At 61.4% G+C, this 21954-nt stretch carries 16 protein-coding genes and 3 pseudogenes; 12 read left to right on the top strand and 7 right to left on the bottom strand.

The genetic code is table 11. The features are described from left to right. Positions 1-185 precede the first annotated feature (185 nt). Positions 186-1298: a GlxA family transcriptional regulator gene (locus tag EJ071_RS34560; protein WP_210211892.1), complete on the bottom strand. Its 1113-nt coding sequence runs from the start codon at positions 1296-1298 to the stop codon at positions 186-188. 125 nt (positions 1299-1423) lie between these two features. Here EJ071_RS34560 and EJ071_RS34555 point away from each other — a divergent pair, with 125 nt between their 5' ends. From EJ071_RS34555 to purU, 6 genes are all read left to right on the top strand, one after another. Further along, positions 1424-2674 carry a sarcosine oxidase subunit beta family protein gene (locus tag EJ071_RS34555; protein ID WP_126101856.1) on the top strand — a complete coding sequence of 417 codons (1251 nt, stop codon included), beginning with the start codon at positions 1424-1426 and terminating at the stop codon, positions 2672-2674. Positions 2675-2683: 9 nt separating this feature from the next. Beyond that, positions 2684-2974, top strand: coding sequence for a sarcosine oxidase subunit delta (locus EJ071_RS34550; RefSeq protein ID WP_126101855.1), 291 nt, complete (start codon positions 2684-2686; stop codon positions 2972-2974). Then, complete coding sequence (locus EJ071_RS34545) at positions 2971-5904, top strand: sarcosine oxidase subunit alpha family protein (RefSeq protein ID WP_126101854.1); 2934 nt, start codon at positions 2971-2973, stop codon at positions 5902-5904. Before EJ071_RS34550 ends, EJ071_RS34545 begins: the two co-directional genes overlap by 4 nt. Further along, on the top strand, positions 5870-6457 hold the full coding sequence (locus tag EJ071_RS34540; RefSeq protein ID WP_245460085.1) for a sarcosine oxidase subunit gamma: 588 nt from the start codon (positions 5870-5872) through the stop codon (positions 6455-6457). The genes EJ071_RS34545 and EJ071_RS34540 overlap by 35 nt, the downstream gene beginning before the upstream one ends. Position 6458: 1 nt before the next feature. After that, complete coding sequence (gene folD / locus EJ071_RS34535; protein ID WP_126101853.1) at positions 6459-7349, top strand: bifunctional methylenetetrahydrofolate dehydrogenase/methenyltetrahydrofolate cyclohydrolase FolD; 891 nt, start codon at positions 6459-6461, stop codon at positions 7347-7349. A gap of 71 nt (positions 7350-7420) precedes the next feature. Then, a complete protein-coding gene (gene purU / locus EJ071_RS34530) occupies positions 7421-8305 on the top strand; it encodes a formyltetrahydrofolate deformylase (RefSeq protein ID WP_126101852.1) in 885 nt (294 codons plus the stop codon). Positions 8306-8583: 278 nt separating this feature from the next. Here the strand turns inward: purU and EJ071_RS34525 are convergent. Further along, positions 8584-9360: pseudogene (locus EJ071_RS34525) on the bottom strand (IS110 family transposase); the annotation flags it as partial. Between the two features lie 839 nt (positions 9361-10199). Between EJ071_RS34525 and EJ071_RS34515 the strand changes: the two are divergent. From EJ071_RS34515 to EJ071_RS39830, 4 genes and pseudogenes are all read left to right on the top strand, one after another. Beyond that, on the top strand, positions 10200-11357 hold the full coding sequence (locus EJ071_RS34515) for a Xaa-Pro peptidase family protein (RefSeq protein WP_126101851.1): 1158 nt from the start codon (positions 10200-10202) through the stop codon (positions 11355-11357). A 162-nt stretch (positions 11358-11519) separates the two neighbouring features. Beyond that, complete coding sequence (locus EJ071_RS34510; RefSeq protein WP_245460084.1) at positions 11520-12629, top strand: succinylglutamate desuccinylase/aspartoacylase family protein; 1110 nt, start codon at positions 11520-11522, stop codon at positions 12627-12629. A 574-nt stretch (positions 12630-13203) separates the two neighbouring features. Beyond that, positions 13204-13488 (top strand): annotated as a pseudogene (locus EJ071_RS34500) (transposase); the annotation flags it as partial. A gap of 219 nt (positions 13489-13707) precedes the next feature. After that, positions 13708-14196, top strand: a pseudogene (locus tag EJ071_RS39830) (IS21 family transposase); the annotation flags it as partial. 272 nt (positions 14197-14468) lie between these two features. Here EJ071_RS39830 and EJ071_RS34490 read toward each other — a convergent pair. From EJ071_RS34490 to EJ071_RS34480, 3 genes are all read right to left on the bottom strand, one after another. Further along, positions 14469-16217: a hydantoinase B/oxoprolinase family protein gene (locus tag EJ071_RS34490; RefSeq protein ID WP_126101850.1), complete on the bottom strand. Its 1749-nt coding sequence runs from the start codon at positions 16215-16217 to the stop codon at positions 14469-14471. Further along, a complete protein-coding gene (locus tag EJ071_RS34485) occupies positions 16217-18298 on the bottom strand; it encodes a hydantoinase/oxoprolinase family protein (RefSeq protein WP_126101849.1) in 2082 nt (693 codons plus the stop codon). Before EJ071_RS34485 ends, EJ071_RS34490 begins: the two co-directional genes overlap by 1 nt. 80 nt (positions 18299-18378) lie before the next feature. Next, on the bottom strand, positions 18379-19284 hold the full coding sequence (locus tag EJ071_RS34480; RefSeq protein WP_126101848.1) for a LysR family transcriptional regulator: 906 nt from the start codon (positions 19282-19284) through the stop codon (positions 18379-18381). Between the two features lie 81 nt (positions 19285-19365). Between EJ071_RS34480 and EJ071_RS38865 the strand changes: the two genes are divergently transcribed. Beyond that, positions 19366-19632: a hypothetical protein gene (locus EJ071_RS38865; RefSeq protein ID WP_167498733.1), complete on the top strand. Its 267-nt coding sequence runs from the start codon at positions 19366-19368 to the stop codon at positions 19630-19632. A 384-nt stretch (positions 19633-20016) separates the two neighbouring features. Here the strand turns inward: EJ071_RS38865 and EJ071_RS34465 are convergent, their stop codons facing one another. Further along, on the bottom strand, positions 20017-20250 hold the full coding sequence (locus EJ071_RS34465; RefSeq protein WP_126101846.1) for a hypothetical protein: 234 nt from the start codon (positions 20248-20250) through the stop codon (positions 20017-20019). Positions 20251-20252: 2 nt separating this feature from the next. Next, positions 20253-21810, bottom strand: a protein-coding gene (locus EJ071_RS34460) for an IS66 family transposase (RefSeq protein WP_245460384.1) whose coding sequence is annotated in 2 segments (ribosomal slippage) — positions 20253-20615 and positions 20617-21810 — 1557 coding nt in all. Because the reading frame shifts where the segments join, the coding sequence is not laid out codon by codon here. Here EJ071_RS34460 and EJ071_RS39825 point away from each other — a divergent pair. Then, on the top strand, positions 21721-21942 hold the full coding sequence (locus EJ071_RS39825; protein ID WP_245460400.1) for a hypothetical protein: 222 nt from the start codon (positions 21721-21723) through the stop codon (positions 21940-21942). The two genes, EJ071_RS34460 and EJ071_RS39825, sit on opposite strands and share 90 nt — an antisense overlap. Positions 21943-21954 lie beyond the last annotated feature (12 nt).

Genomic DNA, 21954 nt, shown 5'->3' with positions numbered 1-21954 from the left:
AACGCTATGCTATTGGTATCCAAACGGCCAAGGCCGCTATGGTCTCGGAAGATTTTCCTGGGGCGGGTTGGGGAGTGTCATGTAGCCCTGCTCTCGTCGACGATATGTCGAAGATTGTCGATGCCGTCTGGATGAAGACGAGGACAGCTTCGCTTTATTCGGCTGCCAGATTGCCGCGTAGGCGCTCAGACCATCCTCTTGCGAGAACATCTCGGCTCGAGGAATTGCGTAAAAAGTTTTCGTCTCGCCCACGAGAAGCTCGATGTTGTGGAGACCTTTCCTAGTCTACACTTGACCGCCCCCAAAAGCGTCCTGCCGTGATAATTTTCGCTTTGGCCGCGCTGTTTGCGGTGGGTTGCGGGACCCACGCCAAAGTGGGCCTGAAAGGCCCGTGAGAAATGACTGCGGTTGGAAAAGCCGGTGGCCAGCGCGACTTCGACGAGCGGCAGGTTTGACTGTTGGAGAATCTCGTCGGCCTTCTCCAACCGTAAAGACCGATAGAACTGCATCACGCTCTGTCCTAACTGTTCCGTTGCCAACCGCTCTAATTGCCGCATCCCAATACCACTCAAGTGTACCAGATCGCCCAGCTTCAGCGGGTCCGCAATGTGGCTTGTCATCAATTCCACCATGGCGACCAGAGCGGGATGGCGCAGATCGTACCTGCGTATTGGGTCCAATTGCTGAGGGGCCTCGGCCTGCCGGACGCCGGTATGGATGAACCAATCGCTGACCGCACGGGCCAATTCCACACCGTGATCTGAAGCGATCAGCGCATGGGTCATGTCTAGGGGGGCCATGCCGCCCGCGCAGGTGAAGCGGTCACGATCGATGACGAACAGCCGCCGTTCGATGAGTGCGTCGGGATACGTCTCCCGCATTGCATCAATGTGCTGCCAGTGAATTGTAAACCGGCGTGACGACATCACACCCGCTGCCGCCAGGATTGCCGCTCCGCCTGAGATTCCGCCCAAAGGCACTCCCGACCGGGCGAGACGGCGCAGCCAAGCGAGGATCCTGTCGTCTCGATAGGTGAGGGGGTTGCCGCCGGCGACGACGAAGAGAATATCGAAATCAGTGCCTGCTTGTGAAACAGGTTCGGTCTCGAACGCACCCGAGACGGAACTGCGCATCCACCCGCCCTTGGCCGACATGAAGTTCAGATCGTAAAGAACCCGCCCGCTAAGCAGGTTGGCGGCGCGCAGCGGCTCGACCGCGGAGGCTGCGGACATCAGGGCATAGCCTTCGATCAGCAGGAAACCGTATCGCCGCGGGCTGCCGTGATTCCCGTCAATCATCCCGTTGAAAATCCTATCATCCACATCGTTCGCACATGTCCGGCAAAAGCACACATGAGTCAATTTTGAAAACACCTCGCTGCCCTTGCCGTGACATAGTCTCGGCAGTCCAAGGAGTCCTTGATATGAAGTTTTCCGGCTTCCGCGTCTTTGCTGAAGCGCTCAAGGGTCACACCGGGTGGCGGCCGCTCTGGCGCAATCCCGATCCAAAGCCTTCCTACGACTATTTGATTGTCGGCGGAGGCGGCCACGGCTTGGCCACAGCGTATTATCTGGCCAAGACCTTCGGACGATCGCGTATCGCCGTGCTGGAGAAAGGTTGGCTCGGATCCGGGAATGTCGGGCGGAACACGACGATCATCCGCTCGAACTACCTGCTTGCCGGCAATGAGCCCTTCTATGAGTTCTCGATGAAGCTCTGGGAAGGACTGGAGCAGGAGCTCAACTTCAACGCAATGGTTTCCCAGCGCGGCATCATCAACCTTTTTCATACGGATGCGCAGCGCGATGCCTTTCGCCGCCGCGGCAATGCCATGATGCTGGCGGGGGCGGGCGCACGGCTGCTGGGTCGGGAGGAACTGCGCGCCATGGTTCCGTTCCTGAATTACGACAACGCGCGCTTCCCGATCAAAGGCGGCCTGATGCAGGCGCGTGCCGGCACCGCGCGGCACGACGGCGTGGCCTGGGGCTATGCCCGCGGCGGCGACAGCCATGGCGTGGACCTGATCCAGAATTGCGAGGTGACCGGTTTCCGGCTCGATCGCGGCAAGGTGCGTGGCGTGGAGACATCGCGTGGCTATATCGCCGCCGACAAGGTCGGGGTGGCGGTGGCGGGCTCATCGAGCCGGGTCATGGCAATGGCTGGAATGCGGCTTCCGATCGAAAGCCATGTCTTGCAGGCTTTCGTCACGGAGGGGCTCAAACCCACCATTCCCGGTGTGATCACGTTCGGGGCAGGCCATTTCTACATCAGCCAGTCCGACAAGGGCGGGCTTGTCTTCGGCGGCGATATCGACGGCTACAATTCCTATGCCCAACGCGGCAACCTGCCGGTGGTGGAGGACGTCGCAGAAGGCGGCATGGCGCTGATGCCCATGATCGGGCGGGCGCGGCTCCTGCGCATGTGGGGGGGCGTGGTGGACATGTCGATGGACGGTTCGCCGATCATCGACCGCACGCATATTGATGGCCTCTATCTGAACGGCGGCTGGTGCTATGGCGGCTTCAAGGCGACGCCAGCCAGCGGCTATGCCTTCGCCCATCTTCTTGCCACCGGCGCACCCCACGAGACAGCGCGTGCGTACCGCATCGACCGTTTCGCACGCGGCCATGTGGTCGACGAGCGCGGCGCCGGTGCCCAGCCCAATCTCCACTAAGGCGGTCCAATGCTGATCCCACATCCACTTCTGGGCCTGCGGGATGCGCAGGAATTCACCTATCTGGGCGACGCGCGGCTCATCGACCGTCCAGATCCCTCCGCGCCCGATGCCGAGGCCGCCTTTTGCGATTACGTCTTCCTGCGCGACAACCCGGCCGGCGTGCATCGCGAATTTTGGTTCCACGAGCAGGGCGACCGGTCATGGCTGGTGGTGACGCGCGACACGGTCACGCATGAAGTCCTCGGTGCGGAACTGGCCCGCGATGCCGCCCTTTCGCGGACGAGGTGCAGCAAATGACACGACTGTCCGGAGGGCTGATCGACCGCTCGCAGACCTTGAACTTCAGTTTCGACGGCAAGCGCTACCAGGGCAATCCCGGCGACACGCTCGCCTCGGCGCTGCTGGCCAATGGCGTTCGTCTGATGGGACGCAGCTTCAAGTACCACCGCCCGCGCGGGCTGCTGTCTGTCGGCTCGGAGGAACCGAACGCCTTGGTAGAACTGCGCTCGGGCGCGCGGCGGGAGCCCAACACGCGCGCGACGACGGTGGAACTGTTCGACGGACTGGAGGCTCGAAGCCAGAACCGCTGGCCCTCACTCGGCTTCGACGCGTTGGCGGTGAACGACCTGCTGTCGCCTTTCTTCACAGCCGGCTTCTACTACAAGACCTTCATGTGGCCGAAAGCCTTCTGGGAAAAGCTCTACGAACCGGCGATCCGCAGGGCGGCGGGCCTCGGGCGCCTTTCAATGCAGGCCGATCCCGATGTCTATGACAAGGGCTTCCTGCATTGCGATCTCTTGGTCATCGGCGGGGGGGTGGCCGGGCTTGCCGCGGCGCTGACGGCGGCGCGCTCCGGCGCACGTGTGATTTTGGCCGACGAGGATTTCCGCCTGGGCGGGCGGCTTCTGTCCGAGACGAGAACGTTGGACGGAGCGCAAGCCAGCGACTGGATCTCAGCGTTGGAGGCTGAATTCGAGAGCCTGCCGAACATTCGCGTGATGCGTCGCACCACGGTTTTCGGGGTCTATGACCACGGCATCTATGGCGCGGTGGAAGGCGTGTCCGATCATCTCCCAGAGGCGAACGGGCGTGTGCGCCAGACACTCTGGCGTATCACGGCGAAACGCGCGGTCCTGGCGGCGGGCGCGACAGAGCGCCCGATCGCTTTTGCCGACAATGACCGTCCGGGAATCATGCTGGCCGGCGCGATGCGGGCTTACGCCAATCGCTGGGCGGCATGTCCGTCCGAGACCATCGCTGTCTTCACCAATAACGATGACGGTCATCGCACCGCGCGCGATCTGGCCGCCAAGGATGTCAAGATCGCCGCCGTCATCGACGTGCGCCCCGACGCGAAGGCTCGCGGTGACTACCGGCTGATCACGGGGGGCATGGTGGCTGGCTCACGCGGCCGGCTTGGCCTGAAATCGATCGAGGTTCAGGCAAACGGCAGGTCCGAATGGATCGAGTGCGGCGCGCTCGGGGTCTCTGGCGGCTGGAACCCGAATGTGCATCTCTTTTCGCATCATCGCGGTCGGCCTGTTTGGAATGAACCGCTGCAGGCATTCCTGCCCGGGGAGAATGGGCCTCTTGGATTAATTCCGGCAGGTGCGGCGGCGGGCCATTTTTCCACCGGCGACGCCTTGCGTTCCGGCGCGCGAGCCGCACAGCGTGCGATGGGCGAACTTGGAATCGCGGCATCGTTGCCCGATTTGCCGCGCGCTGAGGAGGCAGACTACACGGTTGCGCCCGTCTTCCACGTACCTGGCAAGAAGCGCGCCTGGGTCGATTTCCAGAATGACGTGACGGTGAAGGATATCAAGCTTGCCCATGCCGAGAACATGCGGCCGGTAGAGCATTTGAAACGCTACACGACCCTCGGCATGGCGACGGACCAGGGCAAAACCTCAAATGTGACCGGTCTTGCCGTGATGGCGGAGCTGACCGGGAGGTCGATCCCGGAAACTGGAACAACGATTTTCCGCCCACCTTACACTCCAGTGACGCTCTCGGTCCTGGGCGGCGGCGATACAGGGCGGCATTTCCGACCGCGCCGCCTCACACCCACCCATCACTGGGCCGAGGCGCAGGGTGCGGTGTTCGTCGAGGTCGGCCAGTGGATGCGCGCGCAATATTTCCCGCGTGCGGGCGAAACGCACTGGCGCCAGAGCGTGGACCGCGAGGCCAGGGCCGTGCGCGGCGCAGTGGGCCTGTGCGATGTGACGACGCTCGGCAAGATCGATGTCCAGGGCGCGGACGCGGGCGAGTTTCTCAACCGTCTCTACTGCAACATGATGGCCACGCTGAAAGTCGGCCGGGTCCGCTACGGGCTTATGCTGCGCGAAGACGGATTTGCCTATGACGACGGCACCTGCGCGCGGCTGGCCGAGGATCATTGTGTGGTCACCACGACGACCGCAAACGCCGGTCTGGTCTATCGCAACATGGAATTCGCGCGGCAATGCCTGTGGCCGGAACTCGACGTCCAGCTCATCTCCACGACCAATGCCTGGGCGCAGATTGCCGTCGCCGGGCCGAAGTCGCGCGCTCTGCTCGCCCGCATCGTTGACGGGTTCGACCTGTCGAACGAGGCTTTCCCCTTTATGGCCTGCGCGGAGCTCACCGTCTGCGATGGCCTGCGCGCGCGGCTCTTCCGCATCTCCTTCTCGGGCGAACTTGCCTACGAAATTGCGGTTCCCGCACGCTACGGCCACGCATTGATCGAGCGGCTGATGGAACTGGGAGCCGATCTCGGAGCGACGCCCTACGGCACCGAGGCATTGGGGGTCCTGCGGATCGAGAAGGGACACGCCGCCGGCCCTGAGTTGAACGGACAGGCGACGGCCCTCATGGTCGGGCTTGGCAGTATGGTATCGCAGAAGAAGGATTCCGTCGGCGCCGTGATGTCGCGGCGTGAGGGCCTTGCCGGCGACAGGCGACGCCTGGTCGGGCTGCGGCCCGTCGATCCTGCCGGGAAGGTGGTCAGCGGCTCACATCTTTTTGCGGAAGGTGCACCGTGGAAATTCGATACCGATCAGGGTTGGATCACCTCGGCTTGCTACAGTCCACATGTCGGCTCAATGATCGGGCTCGGTTTCCTCGAGAATGGCGATGAACGGCTGGGCGAGGTGATCGTGGCCGCGAACCCGCTCGAAGGCGAAAGCGCGCGCCTGCGCGTCGTGCCGGCGCATTTTGTCGATCCTGAAGGAGCACGTCTTCGTGAGTGACCTGAGACCCATCACCGCGCTCGGTGCCGCACTACCACGCCTCGCATCGTTCGGGGCGTTGGAGATCCGTGAGAACGGGGGTCTGGCGCTTGCCTCCATGGCGCTGCGCCGCGGAACCGTTGAGCCCACGCCGTTCGGCCTCGCTCTTCCCGGACCAGGCCGCTGGATTGCAGGGCAGGGGGTTGCCGCGCTGTGGACCGGGCTGGATCAGTGGATGATCGAGGCGGAAGGCCGCGCCGAGCTGGATTTTGCCGCCGAGCTCAAGCAACTCGCCCCTGGCTGCTCGGTGACCGAGCAGACCGATGGCTGGGTCGCGTTCGAGATCGTTTCGCGAGCCGGCACAGGGCCTATCGATGCACTGCTGTCGAAGCTCGTTAACGTCGATCTCGCGGATTTTGGCCCGGGCCGCGCGACGCGCACCGGGCTTGAGCATATGAGCTGTTTCGTCATCCGCCGCAGCGAGGCTCATATCGCCGTGCTGGGCGCGCGCTCGTCGGCCGGATCGCTCTGGCACGCACTGGAAACGGCGGCGAAGCGGCTAGAGGAAAGGTAACATGACCGCTCAGATCATCGACGGCAAAGAGTCCGCCGCGCAGCTACGGTCGAGCGTTGCTGGGCATGTGGCCTGGCTCAAGGAGGAACACGGCATTACGCCGGGCCTGGCAGTGGTTCTGGTAGGCGGCGATCCGGCGTCGGAAGTCTATGTGCGCAACAAAGGACGGCAGACTATCGAAGCTGGCATGAGCAGCCTTGAACACAAGCTGCCCACTGAAACATCTCAGGCCGATCTGCTTGCTCTAATCGAGCAGCTGAATTCCGATCCGGATATTCATGGTGTCCTTGTCCAGCTCCCTCTACCCAGTCATCTGAACGCCGATCTGGTGATCAATGCGATCGATCCAGCAAAAGATGTCGACGGGTTTCACATTTCGAATGTCGGGCTTCTGGGCACGGGACAAAATGCGATGGTGCCATGTACCCCATTGGGTTGCCTGATGTTGCTGCGAAGCCATCTCGGCGATCTCTCTGGGCTTGAAGCCGTGGTCGTGGGGCGCTCGAACATCGTCGGAAAACCGATGGCGCAACTCCTGCTCAATGACAGCTGCACCGTAACCATTGCTCATTCGCGTACACGCGATCTGGCATCATTCTGCCGTCGAGCCGACATTCTTGTCGCTGCCGTCGGCCGCCCCGAGATGATCCCCGGCGACTGGATCAAGCCGGGCGCTACAGTGATCGATGTGAGCATCAATCGGATCGCGCGGGATGGCAAGCAACAACTGGTGGGCGACGTGGATTTTGGAAGCGCGGCGGAGGTAGCGGGAGCGATAACGCCGGTGCCGGGGGGTGTCGGTCCCATGACCATCGCCTGTCTTCTCGCCAACACGGTTACCGCCTGCTGCCGTGCTCATAGGCTGTCCGAGCCTGAGGGGCTCACCTTATGAGCCCCTTGCAATCCGGCACTCTACCTGACACGCCCGAATGGATCTCTTCCGCACACACGAGCAAGCTCGCCATGGACAAATACTACCTGACCGTCACCTGCAAGTCCAAGCGCGGGATCGTCGCGGCCATCGCAGGATACCTCGCCGATAGCGGCTGCAACATCACCGACAGCTCGCAGTTCGACGATACGCAGACCGGCAACTTCTTCATGCGCGTGAGCTTTATCTCTGAAGATGGCGCTGGCCTCGACGCGCTGCGCAACGGCTTTGCTGACACCGCCGAGACGTTCGGAATGGACTTCGCCTTCCATGACGAGAGCCAGAAGATGAGGGTGATCATCATGGTCTCGCGCTTCGGCCATTGTCTCAATGACCTTCTGTATCGCTGGCGCATCGGAGCGCTGCCAGTCGACATAGTGGCGGTGATCTCGAACCATCTGGACTACCAAAAGCTGGTCGTGAACCATGACATTCCGTTCCACTACGTCAAAGTTACGAAGCAGAATAAGAGGGAAGCCGAAGCGCAGCAGATGCGCATCGTCGAGGAGACCGGCGCGGAGCTGGTGGTGCTCGCCCGGTACATGCAGGTGCTGTCGAATGAGATGTCCGAGAAGATGTCCGGCCGCATCATCAACATCCATCACTCCTTCCTGCCGTCATTCAAAGGAGCGAACCCCTACAAGCAGGCTTTTGAGCGTGGGGTAAAACTGATCGGCGCGACCTCGCATTATGTCACCGCCGATCTCGACGAAGGGCCGATCATCGAGCAGGACACGGTGCGCGTCACCCACGCCCAGAGCCCATCCGACTATATATCGCTCGGGCGCGACGTCGAAAGCCAGGTTCTCGCACGCGCGATCCATGCTCATCTCCACCGCCGCGTCTTCCTCAACGGGAACAAGACCGTGGTCTTCCCCGCTTCGCCAGGCTCCCATGCTTCGGAACGTCTGGGATGAGTGTACGAATGCAACGAGGTGACCCGCATTGCTTTTTCTCGACCCGCGACGGTGTCACGAGATCGGATCGCAAATCGCCCACCTGCAACTTCGGTGACGTTGGCGCCCTATTCTCGACCCTAGGAAGAAAACGCCATGACTTCTCACTCCACCAGTATGCGGCAATTCCTCGTCTGGAAACCCGAGGAACAGACGCCTCTGACCGCGCTGTCGCCTCAGGCCCCGCTCGACCGGCCAGTCGAGCGCTTGACCTGTCGTCGGTTCTCGAAGTATCGCTAACAGCCTTCGGACCACAGGAAGGCGGCGAACTCCGGCCCGATGCATTTTAGATTGATCAGCATCGCCGGTGCCGGGGAGACGACATGCGCGGCAGCGAGCACAGCATCGCGAGCAGCCTCAACCGCCTTGATCTGTTCCAGCAGCAATTCGAGCGGATCAAGTTCCCGGCTGATCTGCATCTTCAGATATGCAGGCATCGCTCAGCCGTCGCCGGTCTTAAGCGCCTCCAGTCGCTTGCGCCGGTCGCGATGCATTGGTTCTTGGGCGGATACGCCGTGGGCGAACAGCCGGCCATTGATGCGGTTGACGTGGCGCACGCGCTCGTCCGTCAACGCCTTGCGCTCACGCGTGATGCGGCAACGGTCCTCCTTTTGGGGCGTCGCTACCCGAAGCATCGCACACACCCGTGGCTCGACTAGCTTGTAGGCCAGCAACGCCCGGATCAGCGCCTCACCGTCGATCTTGTCGGTCTTTGCGCGACGGCGCCGGCGCGAAATCGCAATCGACGCCGCATCGACGACGTGACTTTCGATGGATCCAGAAACCATCGAGCCCGGCCTCATGGATCACGATCGGAGAACACTGCCCGGTCGCGCCTCTGCCTTCTTTTTAAGCTCGACAAAGCGCGCCAGCAGTCCGGCGATGTTGCCGGCCGCCACCGAATGCTTCGACATCTTCTCGCCGCCAACTGGCGACAGCGAGGTGATCACCATGTCGAGCGGCTGGCGCTTGAAACCCGGAACAAGCGCGGCAATCACCCACTTCGCCTTGCTCATCTCGATGACGGCGACGATCGTGTTATCCTGTTCGAGAGCGGTAAGGGACCGGCTTGAGTCAAAAGACTACGACATGGGGCGGCTCCTTCTGATGGTGGATTCAACAGCGCCGAAGGATGCCACACCTCGCCGCTCGCCCTATAGCATCTAAGCAGGACCACCCATTGTTGGCGGGATGAACAGTCGTGGCCATGCCGCTTGCATTTGACATAAGAGTTCGAAATGGGACGAAGATTGCGCCAAGATCGATACGGATAGCCGTCGGCCCTTCGGATTGGTGAGCTGCAACGGGCATGCTTGCCTCCAGGGTAAGGTGTTGGTTCCGCGACCTCACTTTGCCACAGCGCAGGTCGCTGTCCACCCTCCTCATAGGATCTGATGCTCACCCTGCGCGATGCGGTGCCCAGCTAGCCACACTGCGGCTCACGCTCCTCAAGCTCGACGGCCGCGTGGTCGAGATGAAAACCCAAATTCGCCTGCATTGCCGACATCCTGCCCGGACCAGCGTATCCTGCGCACCGTCCTCAGTCGCATCCCGCAACTCGCGACATAAACAATGGGGCGCAGACGTCCCGAAACAAACCCGCTGACCCAAACCACTCGCCTTCCATCACGACGGATCACCGCCGGCGCCTATTACGCTTGGGAAGACGCACGGTAAAGGCAACCAGATCGCCGCTTCAGGCCGCCGAAAGCTCATCTCCGTGCATCAAGCAGGTTAGGACTTCACCCCATAGGGGCATCTCGCCGCTAGATGGCAAAAATATAAAAATTGCATTTGACGCAAACCACCCGGCAGTTGACCATCTAAGCACAACGACGGGAGCGGAGGAGAGGTAATGGCGAACACTCAGTCGAGCTTGGCGCCCGGGCTTCCTTTTAGCGAGGCGGAGTATAACCGTCGCTGGCAAGCTGTTCTTGACCGATTCCAGGAGTTTGGAGTCGACGCAGTCATATCGACTTTCTCGCGCAACCACCAGTACCTGACTGGACATGCTGCCTCCGGCTCGTACGCGAGGCCCTATTACCTGATCATCGCGCCACACGTGCCGCGAACGAATATCGTCCGCTTGTTCGACGAATGGAATGTCCGGGCCGAGAGCATTCCTCTCAAGATCCACACGTATCACCAGCTTACCGAAGCGGGCAAGGTCTGCGCTGAAGTGATGCGATCGCTTGGGCTGGATCGGGGGCGCGTCGGAATGGAGCTCGACCTTTTTGGAATGACGGCCCGCGACGCCATGGAGCTACAAGAGCTACTTCCGAACATCGAGGTTGTGGACGTCTCCCGTCTGATTCTCACTGTGGCGGACATCAAGTCGGCAGAGGAGATCGCCGTCATGCGAAAGGCGATGAAGGGGACGGAGGCCGGCGTTGCCGCCTTTGTTGACGTCCTCAGGGAGGGCGTGTCCGAGCTCGAGGCCGCCGCTATCGTCCAGGCGGCCGTAGAGTCCACGGGGGTAGACGCGACTTTGTTCGGGATTTTATTCGGAGATCACACAGCCGTAGGGCACGCGAAGTCCGGCAACAACCGCCTCAAACAGGGCGACGTCGCCTACATCGAGGTCGGTGGCAGGCTTCATGATTACGCCGCCGGGCTAGTGCGCTCCGCAATCTACGGCAGACATGCCGAGGCCACGGCTCTGTATGAACTCTCGAACGCAGCGTTGGAGGCGGCGATCGCAGCTGCGATGCCCGGGGCATTGACCGGAGACGTCGATGCTGCCGCACGAGGGGTCGTAGAGCGGGCTGGCCGTCCGCAGACATTCCGCCAGCGCGTTGGCTATTCATGCGGTCTCGGTTGGTCGACGCGGGGCTACACCAGCTTAGAGCCGGGCGGCCAGAATGTGCTGCGGCCCAACATGGCGCTGCACATGCCGCTGTTCCTGACCGACGAGGAGGGCCGTTTCGCGATCGGTTGCAGCGAGACGATCCTGGTGACCGATGGAGGGGCGGAGGTCCTGAGCAACGGCGATCGCGACCTTCGATTCCTCTGATCTAGCTATTTCAACACAATTCCAGATAAGACGATGTCATGGTGGTCGGCTTGTAAGGAAATCGTACGAGACGGATTTTGAAACCTGTTTTTGACCTAACTGAAAGTAAAAATTTTCGAGGAATAATCTGCATACATTTCAATACTGGGAGCACTGGCTGCAGTGCCTGATGGGGTCATTGGCGGAGAAATAATTGTCGCCTTCGTCAATCCGCCGGCCAAGCTGCACACTGTGGCAACGATTAATCCACCACGTTTTATAGATAATGGAACCTTGTCAATGAGCCAAAAACCGCACCTTACGTTTGACCTCGACGAGCCTGGCGTGAACAAGGGTTATCTTGTAGTCCCAACGGGCACGGACAGGGAAGCTCTTCCGCTTCCAGTTCTAAGCCTTAATAAAGGGGAGGGGCCGCGCCTCCTTATTACCGCCGGTATCCATGGCGATGAATTCGAAGGACCAATTGTCGCGCTTCGGCTCATTGACTGGCTAATTGAAGCGCAAACGTGCGGGAGAGTTCTCATTGCGCCGATGCTCAATCCGACAGCTTTGGAAGCGTGGAGTCGCAGGTCGCCAGTAGATAGGTTGGACCTGAATCGTGTGTTTCCCGGCCGGCCGAACGGGTCAATATCCGAACGCACTGCGAGTGCAGTGTCGGAGTTGCTGTTACCAACGGTTGACATGGTTTTTGATCTGCACAGCTTCGGACCCAAGTTTGATTGTCCCCCCGCAGCCACAACGCACCCTATTGGCGACGCCGATCTCATGCGAAAGACGCTTAACATGGCAGCGGCCTTCAAGTTTCCAGTGACACTGGCCTGGGATGGACCAACGCAAGGAATGTTCGATACCTTGGTTCAAAGCCAAGGCAAGGTATTCGTTTGTGCTGAGCTCGGCAGTGGAACCGTGAGCGCCGACGCTCTTGCGGTCGCCGAAGCTGGGGTACGCAACGCAATTATCGAGCTTGGGCTCGTAGAAGGAAAGACAGAGTATCCGACGCCCCGTCAAATGAAGACTAACCTGACACTCGAGTCGCTCACGTCGGACCAACTGACATCGCCGGCACGAGGCATCTTCGAACCTCGTTGTTCGGTGTTGGACGAGCTGAGTGAAGGAGATCTTGTAGGACTCCTGCATCCGTTGGATCCGTGGTCATCAAAGGCCATTGAAATTCGAGCGCCTACCACATCGATCGTCTGTTCATTAAGGACCGGAATGCAGGTCGACGTCAACGATGGCTTAGTGTACCTCGCGCGGCCGCTCAATCTCTGAATCTAAGGGGCATCGATATTTCGCCTCAACAACGACATACCGAGTGTGCGTACTTGTCAAGTAGCGCCCACGCGGCCGCCGGACACCCGACCACATTATGCTGCCCATGATGATCCTGCCTCTGGTCAGCGTCATCTCTGATGGCGGCCGCCCGCAGCATGGGCGACGCCTTTTTGCCGCCTTCTCGCGTTTTCTTCCCGCTCAGCCTGCCGGGCGTGCGCGGCGGTTCCCTGTGGTGTTTGTGATCTGCCTCGGCTTTTACATCACGCCGGCCCCTCGGCGGGTTGGGAGACGCCATGCTGTCGACCTTCATGGCGTCGCAGTCCAGACCTCCTGTAAGTTTGCGCGCGTCGCCCTCGGCCGTCACCGCTTCTGGCGGTCGCCGTTGTCGTGCTTTCCATTCTCGGGGCTAGACCTTTCCGGTAGGCAGGGCCGCACGGCGCAACCAGCGCGGAAGTTGGCTGACCCGGCTGCCTTGGTAGTGTGCTGAGAGTTCTGCAAATTCGCTGAGAGAGGGCGGTCATGGCAGGCTGATGATTGTTCACGTCACCGATTCCCGCGAAGGAACGCCGCCATGACCAAGACTGAAGATAAATCCGCCGGCCGTCAAAGACATTCTGCTTTCGAACCCGGATACGGATGGATTGCACGAGGTGATCCGCGCTGTGATGCAGGAGGTGCTCGAGGCCGAGATGGACGAGGCGCTGGGTGCTGCGAAGAACCAGCGCACGCCGGAGCGTCTCGGCTATCGCTCTGGCTATTAGTCTAGGGCCGCACCCTTGTCACGCGGGTCGGCAAGCTTGAGCTGCGGGTTCCGCAGGATCGGGCGGGCCGCTTCTCCACCGAATTGTTTGAGCGCTAGTATCGAAAAACTAGGTTCGGGTCTGCGGATATCCGTCGACGTTCCCGCTGGGGCGCGGCAATCAAGTGAGAGCGCAGCGTCAATCAAGATGAGAATGCCGCCGGCGGCGTTCCCTTTCGGAGCGTTGTCTGGCGATCGCGGCCGACCGGGTACGCCAGTGGTTTGTCGGATTGGAGGAATCACTTAGTGCCCGGCCGCCACGTAACCGATCACCAGATGAGGCTTCATGAAGTTCCGGCAGACCCATACGACGGCCGTCGCGGCGGCGAAGGCGTCGATCGGCACGGCACGGCCTATCGCATCGAGAAGGATTCGAGGCTGCCCTCGCAGAGGAAGGTTCCGCGACAACGCCGCCGCCCGATCCGCTCGCCCGACAATTTTGACGCCGAGATCGTGCCGCTGCTGTGGGCTGCGCCGGGAATCCGGCCGGTCGCAATCTTCGAGGAGACGCTGCGGCGTCATCCCGAGCTGGGCAACGCCATTCGCCAGCGTCGCGTCCGATCCCGGCGCGCTGTCCGATGGCGAGGAACAGGAAGTCATCTTCCGGCAAACGCACGAGCCGGCCGCCTCGGCCTGTCGGATTTCACCGATCATGAGCAGCACCGGCCTCACCATCGCCGGACAGCCGCTCGATCACCGTCTCTATCATTCGCGGCTCGCCTATTCCGGCTTGCAGCCGTGATGGCAGGCGTTGACGCACTGGTTTTTCCGAAGACGGATTCGGCAGAGTGGGTTTTAGAGATCGCGAATGCGGTTTCGGAACTCGAACGCGAAAGAAATCTTCCGCCGGGAGGCCCCGGTCCTTGCCCAGATCGGATCTGAACAGTTCACCAGTCCGACTATCGCACGATTCATCCTCCGAATCCATTCAAGGAAAATGAATCACGGCCGCAGCCCAAGGGCGAGCGCCTGTTTCAACATCCTGCTAGGTCGAGCCGGGTTCAAATCCTTATTTCTCGTCCTCCGCTTGAAATGACTTATTCCGCCGCACGAGATCTTGCCTGCCGCAGTTGTTGCGTGGCGTCGAGATCGATGACGATGCCCGCTTCACTCTTCGTGAGGACTACGGCGTAGTCGCGCCGCGCACCTTCTATGCTGATCTTGCCGAGACGACAGTCTTCCAGCACGCGCTCCGGCTCCCGTTCGGATGCTGGGCCGTACCCACCCCCCGATGGCATCACGTGGCAGAACAGGTCGTTTTTCTTCATTGGTACCGGCTCCTTAAGGAGCACCGGCAGCACGATGGCATTGTCGCCCGAGATCAGACGGTTCATCGACGGCTTGCCTTCGCAGCCCCCAAAGAGGCCATGCGGCGGATAGGCACGCTTATCGGAACGGATATTCAAGGTCGCTGAGCTCGCAAGGAGCCGATAATCGCGCCGGATGGCGAGCCCACCCCTACGGCGTCCCGGACCCCCTGTGTCGGGGACGAAGCCGTATTGCTCGATGCGGATAGGATAGGTCTGCTCGATCATCTCAACCGGCACGTTCGACTGGTTGGCGCCGATATGTGGGCCACCGTCCAGCCCGTCATTCGCTAGGCTGGCTCCCCAGGTTCCCATAACCGTTTCACAGAAGACGAACTGGTTGCCCCCATGCAGGCCCGCAATGGTAGGCAAAGTCGAGCCGCCGGATCCGTCGGCCGTTACCCGGTCGGGAGCAGCCTGCGAAAGCGCGCCGAAGAGGCAGTCGATCATTCTGTAGCCGGTAATGCCGCGCGCGCCGCAGGGGGCTGGCGATACGGGACGGACCACGGTGCCTTCCGGAGCCCTGACCTCGATGATCTCGGTGAACCCGTGGCAGTTGGGAACGTCCGCCTTCATCACGGATCGTAGGGCTGCGTAGGCACAGGCCTTGGTGAAGGGGAAAGTGGCGTTTACGCCGCCGGCGACCTGAGGCGAGGACCCGTCCCAGTCTATCACAACCCGGCTGCCCTTAATCTCGACCTGAACCTTGAGAAGGATCGGCTCAGGATTCTCGCCGATCCCGTCAATATGGTCGGTGAAGTGATAGACGCCGTCGGGAAGATCGCCGATCTCAGCTTCTGCCAGCTCACGTGCGTAGTCGTTCAGATCCTCTATCGCCTGCAGAACCGTATCGGCGCCATAGCGATCGAAGAGACGCACCATTGCCCGCGCACCCGTCGCTCCGGCGGCCATCTGTGCCTGAAGATCGCCCAGGACGAGATCGGGCGTACGCACGTTGATCGCTATCATATCCCACAGAGTGGCGTTGCGGCGCCCTCGATCCACAAGCTTGAGGACAGGGATGCGCAGGCCCTCCTGAAATATTTCGTGAGCGCCGAGAGCGTTAGAGCCCGCCACGATGCCGCCGACGTCCGAATGGTGCGCCAGTGTCGTCGCCCAGCCACGCAGGACATTCTCGTAAAAAATAGGGCGGACGATATAGATGTCGGGAAGGTGCTGGCCCGCTGCCGCGTACGGGTCGTTCATGATCAGCACGTCGTCCGGATGGATGTCGTCGCCGATTTTCCACAGCATCGTCTGTAGCGCATCATAGAAGCTGCCTAGATGCATGGGCGTGCACACGCCTTGAGCGATTGTACGCCCGGTCGCATCGCAGAGGGCCGTCGAGAAATCCAATGAGTCGCGAACGATCTGGGAGTAAGCGGTACGAACGATCGTAAGCGTCATCTCATCGGCGATCGTGTCGAACGCGTTCTTGAATATCTCGAGCAAAAACGGGTCTGTCTTGCGGTTTCGCATCACGCGACTCCTCGTTGCAGATCGACGACCAGGTTGTCAAATTCGTCTCGGAAGACGGAAGCGTCTGGCGGCACAACCGTCGTCCCTTCATATTCTTCCACGATAACCGGCCCGGCCTGCCTCTCCCGCGTGACTTCCGCGCGTCCCACGACAGCCGTCTCAATGAAGCCGTACCTCTTTCCGAACCACACCGGCCTTGAAGTGGTCTCGCTTGGCTTGAGTGCGTGCCGTAGGCGAGCAGGCACGACATGGTCCGGGTCGGATGCCCTGAGACGCAACGCGACGATCTCGACTGCGTTGTGCTCATCGAAACGGTGACCAAACCGTCGCTCATGCTCGGCGTCGAAGCGGGCGCGCAGCTCGCTGCGCGCCTCGGTGGATAGGTGCCCATCATCGAGATCAATAATCAGCTCGAATGCCTGCCCAAGGTAGCGCATCTCTACCTGGCGCATGCACCTGGCCTTCCCGGAAACACCCAGAAGGCGCTCCGCCTCACGCTGGAGCTGAACGTAAGCCTGTTCAGCTGCCGTATAATCGAGCTCGTCCAGTCGTGCGACGAAGGCTGATGCGACAGCTACTGACTTTTCGGCCAGAAGCAGACCCACGGCACTGAAAACGCCCGCTGCTGCAGGAACATATATGCGGCCGATCTCCAAGCTTCGCGCAATGGACGCCCCATGCACGCCGCCATTGCCTCCAAAAGCGAACATGGCGAAATCGCGCGGATTGCGCCCGCGATAGGTCGTCACCGCCTTGATGGCCCGCACCATCGTCGCATTCGCAACCTCATGCACGCCGTATGCGGCTTCATGCACGGACATTCCGAGCGGGGAGGCGATCGTCCTCTCAAGAGATGCGCGCGACAAGCCGGCATCGATCCTTACTGTTCCGCCGGCCAGAGACTGCTGATTCAAGAAGCCGAGCACGATATTCGCATCCGTAACGGTCGGCTCCTCACCGCCCAGCCCGTATGCGGCCGGACCCGGCGCCGCGCCGGCGCTGTCAGGGCCGACTTTGATAGCCCCTGCCCGGTCCAGCCGCACGATGGAGCCGCCACCAGCGCCAACCTCAGCGATGTCGATGACCGGAAGCTTGAGCGCGTATCCGCCGCCGCCGGCGATCGCACCCGCGGTGCTCATCGAAGCGCCGATCTCGTAGTTTTCGGCGAAGATGACATCGCCATCCTCGATCAGGGAACCTTTCGCGGTGGTGCCGCCCATGTCGAACGTTATGGCGTTCCGGATACGCAGAAGGCGGGCCAGATGGGCGGCGCCGACGACACCCGCCGCCGGCCCGCATTCCACGATCTGGGCCGGCTTGTCCTTCACCGCATCGGAGGAGATCGAGCCTCCGGAGGACTGCATGACTGATATGCGGGCGTTGCAACCGGCCGCAGCGAGATCGGCTTCCATCCCTTCCAGGTAGCGCTTAACCGGAGGGCCGACATAGGCGTTTACCACCGTCGTGCTGGTACGTTCGTATTCACGAATCTGCGGGAGCACGTCGACCGAAAGGGTTACGAAGCAGCCGGGGAGCAATTTCCGGAGGAGCGCGCCGGCGCGGCGTTCGTGGTCGGGAAAGCGATAGGAGTGCAGGAAGCAGACGGCGACAGCCTCCGCCCCCGACCTGGCGATGACCTCGGCGGCCTTGCACACATCATCCTCAACCAGCGGCACAACGACGCTGCCATCGGCTCCGACGCGCTCACGAACTTCAAGCCTCAGGTCGCGCGCCGCCAAAGGAAGAGGTTTGACGTAGAGCGGCTCGTAGAGCTTAGGCACACGGATGCGCCGCAATTCAAGCACATCACGAAATCCCGCCGTTGTGAGCAGCGCGACGCGGGCACCCTTGCCCTCCAGAATCGCGTTTGTAGCGACGGTGCATCCGTGCGCCATTTCGGCCATCGTCTCGATCCGAAGATCTCGGGCCGATGCGAGGGCTTTCGCACCTTCGATCACTCCGCTGGCATAATTCTGGGGTGTCGATGGCACCTTAATCGTACTTAGCAGCCCGTCCTCGGCTATAAAGGCAATATCGGTGAATGTACCACCAATGTCGGACGCCAAACGCCAGCCTTTCATCGAACCCTCCCTGCTCCACCAATTTGACGAAACATAGAAAGGAGCGCCCCATAGATGCAAATCGCAATTTACGCTGGAGATCAATAAAGTAATTTTATCGAGTCCGATGAGCCGCGTGCCTTCAAGAACTCTATGGCACGTTCGGTGAGCGTCTCGGGGACATGCGTGTCCGGCCCCTGCGGGTAGCAGACCGTGAAGCGGACATCGGTGAGCTTGAATTCGGTATCGACGACGACAAGGCTGCCGGTAGCGACTTCCTCCTCGATAGAGCCGAGAGGCACCGCGCCTATCCCCAAGCCCTTGCGAACCATCAAAATGGTTGTCTGAAGCGAGTTGATCGGGTTCAGCCTGGGCGCAATATCGGCTTTGCGAAGATCGCGCAGCAGATCCTGGTGTGGCCTAGTCATCCGCTCGAAGGTGAAGATGTCCATGCGGTCGATTTCGGCCGGTGTTAGCTTCCTGCCGTGCAGGCCGAGCGACGGTGCGGCTGCGAATACCATGGGACAGTCACAGAGCAGATGGTTGATCATCTGCGGATTGGAGATGGGACCCACAATGAACCCGATATCGATTTGTCGGGCAAGCAATTCGTCGCGCAGTCGATAGGATGGACCGATGTGAAGCTCGAACTCGGCATCCGGATTTGCCGCGCGCAAGGCCGCAAGGAAGGGCGGGATCCAGATGACTGCCATCGTGTCTGAAGCCCCGATACGCACGATTCCACGCAGCTCGCCTTTGCCGTAGCGTTTGAGGGCCTTGGCTTGGATTTCCAGTAGCTTCTCGGCGCTGCGAAGAAAGCTGCGGCCCTGCGGAGTGAGCGCAACCCGATGGCCCGAGCGATCGAAAAGACTGACGCCCAGCCGATCTTCGAGCGCCGCGATACGCGCTGAAATGGTTGGCTGTGTTGTGTTCAGTTGCTCCGCAGCCTTGGCAAAGGTCCCGAGCACCGCTACAAGATAGAAGCTTTTGATCTGGTCAAAGGTCATGCAGCTTTATCGGTCGGCGTCGGCGGTTCTGCAAGCGCCTTGGCGAGCCGGCCAGCCCCGTGATGGCACGCGGACCCTCGCGTGGGACTGATGATGCCGGTGGCAAACGACTACTACTCGGACCTAAACGACGAAAGGCGCCACTTCGATCTCGCCGACGCCTGCGCCGGCTACAGTGATCAGCTGGAGCTGCAAGCTGTTTCCCTCCTTGTCTTCCCGAATTCCGTCGCCGTTAGTACGCCGATATCCAACGGCATCGAAGCTGCCCGCGCACGCATTGAGCAAAAAATCAGAATGTTGGAGGAGCACATTCTCGGGTTCGCCACACAGGGATCCGTGCCGCCGTGATGACCGTACCCGGCATTGGCGTCTTGACGGCCAATCCGCTTCGTCACCGCGGTGGATGATTTAGCGCGCTTTGTTCGCTCATCGGGTGTTGGCGCCCATTTCGGCCTGACGCCGAGACGGTATCAATCGGGAAGTCGATCGTGACGGGTCGGTGTCAAAATGCGACGACACGCTCACAGGCACCTATCTATCTCTTCGAGCTGCGGGCACTCTGTTGGCACGGGTCGCCAGATGGTCTGCACTGAAAGCGTGGGCGCGCGTCTGGCGCGCCGGATTGGCAGCAAGAAAGCCCGAGTGGCCGTCGCCTGCAGAGTACCCATCCGGTGAAGTCCGCAGACGTGCGTATCTGGTGACCGTGAGGACCTGAGCACCGGAGTGCTGGGGTCAAGCTTTCGATGAGGAGACCCGATGATATTCTTCGAGGAGGAGTTTGACCTCCTCGATGCCTTCATCGGTGAAGGCCAAGATCCCGTCGTCATCGTTGGTGCCGTACACCCAGATGACGCCGTCCTCCGGCTCGAGACCGAGGGTCAGTTCGTGGATGAGCGCTTCGCTGACGCCGAGGTCGCTGGCGACACGGCCGACGGTGTAGACGTGATGCACCTTATTGCGCTGCATGATCAGGCGGCAGCTGGTTGGGTCCGCAGTTTTGCGGACCTCCAATTCCACGGCAGCAGATCATCGATCCGATGGGCCGGATAGGCGGGCAGTCGGGCGAGGACGTCGGCGAGCCAGGCCTGCGGGTCGATATCGTTCATCTTGGCGCTGACGATCAGGCTGTAGAGAACGGCAGCGCGCTGTCCGCCGCGATCGGAACCGCAGAACAGCCAGGACTTTCTGCCGAGAGCGATGCCGCGCAGGGCTCGCTCGGCTGCACTGTTCGATAGGCAGATCCGCCCATCGTCGAGGAACCGGGTGAAGGATGACCAGCGGCGCAGCATGTAGTTGAAGGCCTTGCTCAGGTCGTGTCCGCGCGAGAGCTTTGTCGCGCGTCTCGATCATCCAGCGCTCGAGCTCGGTGAGCAGCGGCGCGCTCCGCTCCTGGCGCACGGCGTGGCGTTGGGCTGGCGACAGGCCGTTGATCGCGCGTTCGATATCGAACAGGGCATCGATGCGCTTCACGGCTTCGACCGCCAGTGGATAGACCAGGTTGGGCTTCTCGCTGCGCGCCTTCTTGCGCGCCGCCGCTTCGATATCGGCCAGCTCGAACATTTTGCGCCGGCTGTGGGCCCAGCAGCTGGCTTCCATAACAGGCGCCGGCTGACGACCCGTCGCATAGAGATCGCCATAACCGCCAAAGGCATCGGCCTGCAGAATGCCGCTCCAGCCGGCGAGATGCGCCGCGGGATGTTCGCCTCGACGATCGCGGGAATAATAGAATACCGCCGCCGGCGGATCGGCGCCGCCGAACGGTCGGTCATCGCGCACATAGGTCCATAAACGGCCGGTATCGGTCTTGCCCTTGGCCAGGACCGGCACCGTTGTGTCGTCGCCGTGCAGACGTGAAGCGGCCAGCACATGGGCTTCGAGCTGCTTGAACAGCGGCATCAGCGCCGCGGCGCCGGCCCCGACCTGGTCGGCGAGCGTCGACAGGCTGAGCGGCACGCCTTCGCGCGCATAGCGTTCAGCCTGGCGGTTGAGCGGCTGATGCTGGCCGAACTTCTCGAACAGGATCATCGCCAGCAGGCCGGGACCGGCCCAGCCACGCGGGGTGGCGTGGAACGGCGCCGGAGCCCGGCTGATCGCCTCGGAGTCGCGGCAGGTGAACTTCTCCCGCACGTGCTGGATCACCTTCCATTGCCGCGGCACCACCTCCAGCGTCTCGGTGATATCCTCACCCAACTTGCGTAGCCGATGACCGCCGCAGCAGTGACAAGCAGTCGGCGCGGGCTCGACCATGCGTTCGCGCGGCAGATGCTCGGGAAATGGCTGGCGCGCGGGTCGCTTGCGCACATAAGGCGCCACCTCGGTGGTCCGGGCCGCAGCCTGTTCGGCGGCGATCTCGTCTTCCGTCGCGGTGCTCTGGAGTTCCTCGAAGATGAGTTCCATCTGGTCGTGCAGGCGGGCTGAGCGTTCAGAACTCTGACCATGCAGCGCCCGCTGCAGCTTCCGGATCGTCAGATCCTGATGTGCGATCAGCGCTGCATCATCCGATGCCTTGGCTCTGGCGACCGCCAGTTCGGCCTCGACCAGCGCAGCGCGCGCGGCCTTGTCTTCGGCTCTGGCCAGCGCCGCGATCAGCGCCGCTCTCAGCGCGCCAATATCGTCCGGCACAGCACCCTGGGCGGTGGCAACCATGCCTTGGAGTGAATCATAAAACGA

It is taken from the genome of Mesorhizobium sp. M1B.F.Ca.ET.045.04.1.1 (assembly GCF_003952465.1).
Lineage (GTDB): Bacteria > Pseudomonadota > Alphaproteobacteria > Rhizobiales > Rhizobiaceae > Mesorhizobium > Mesorhizobium shonense.
Note: the sequence above shows the minus strand (reverse complement) of the source record. Positions and strands in the feature narration are given on the sequence as shown.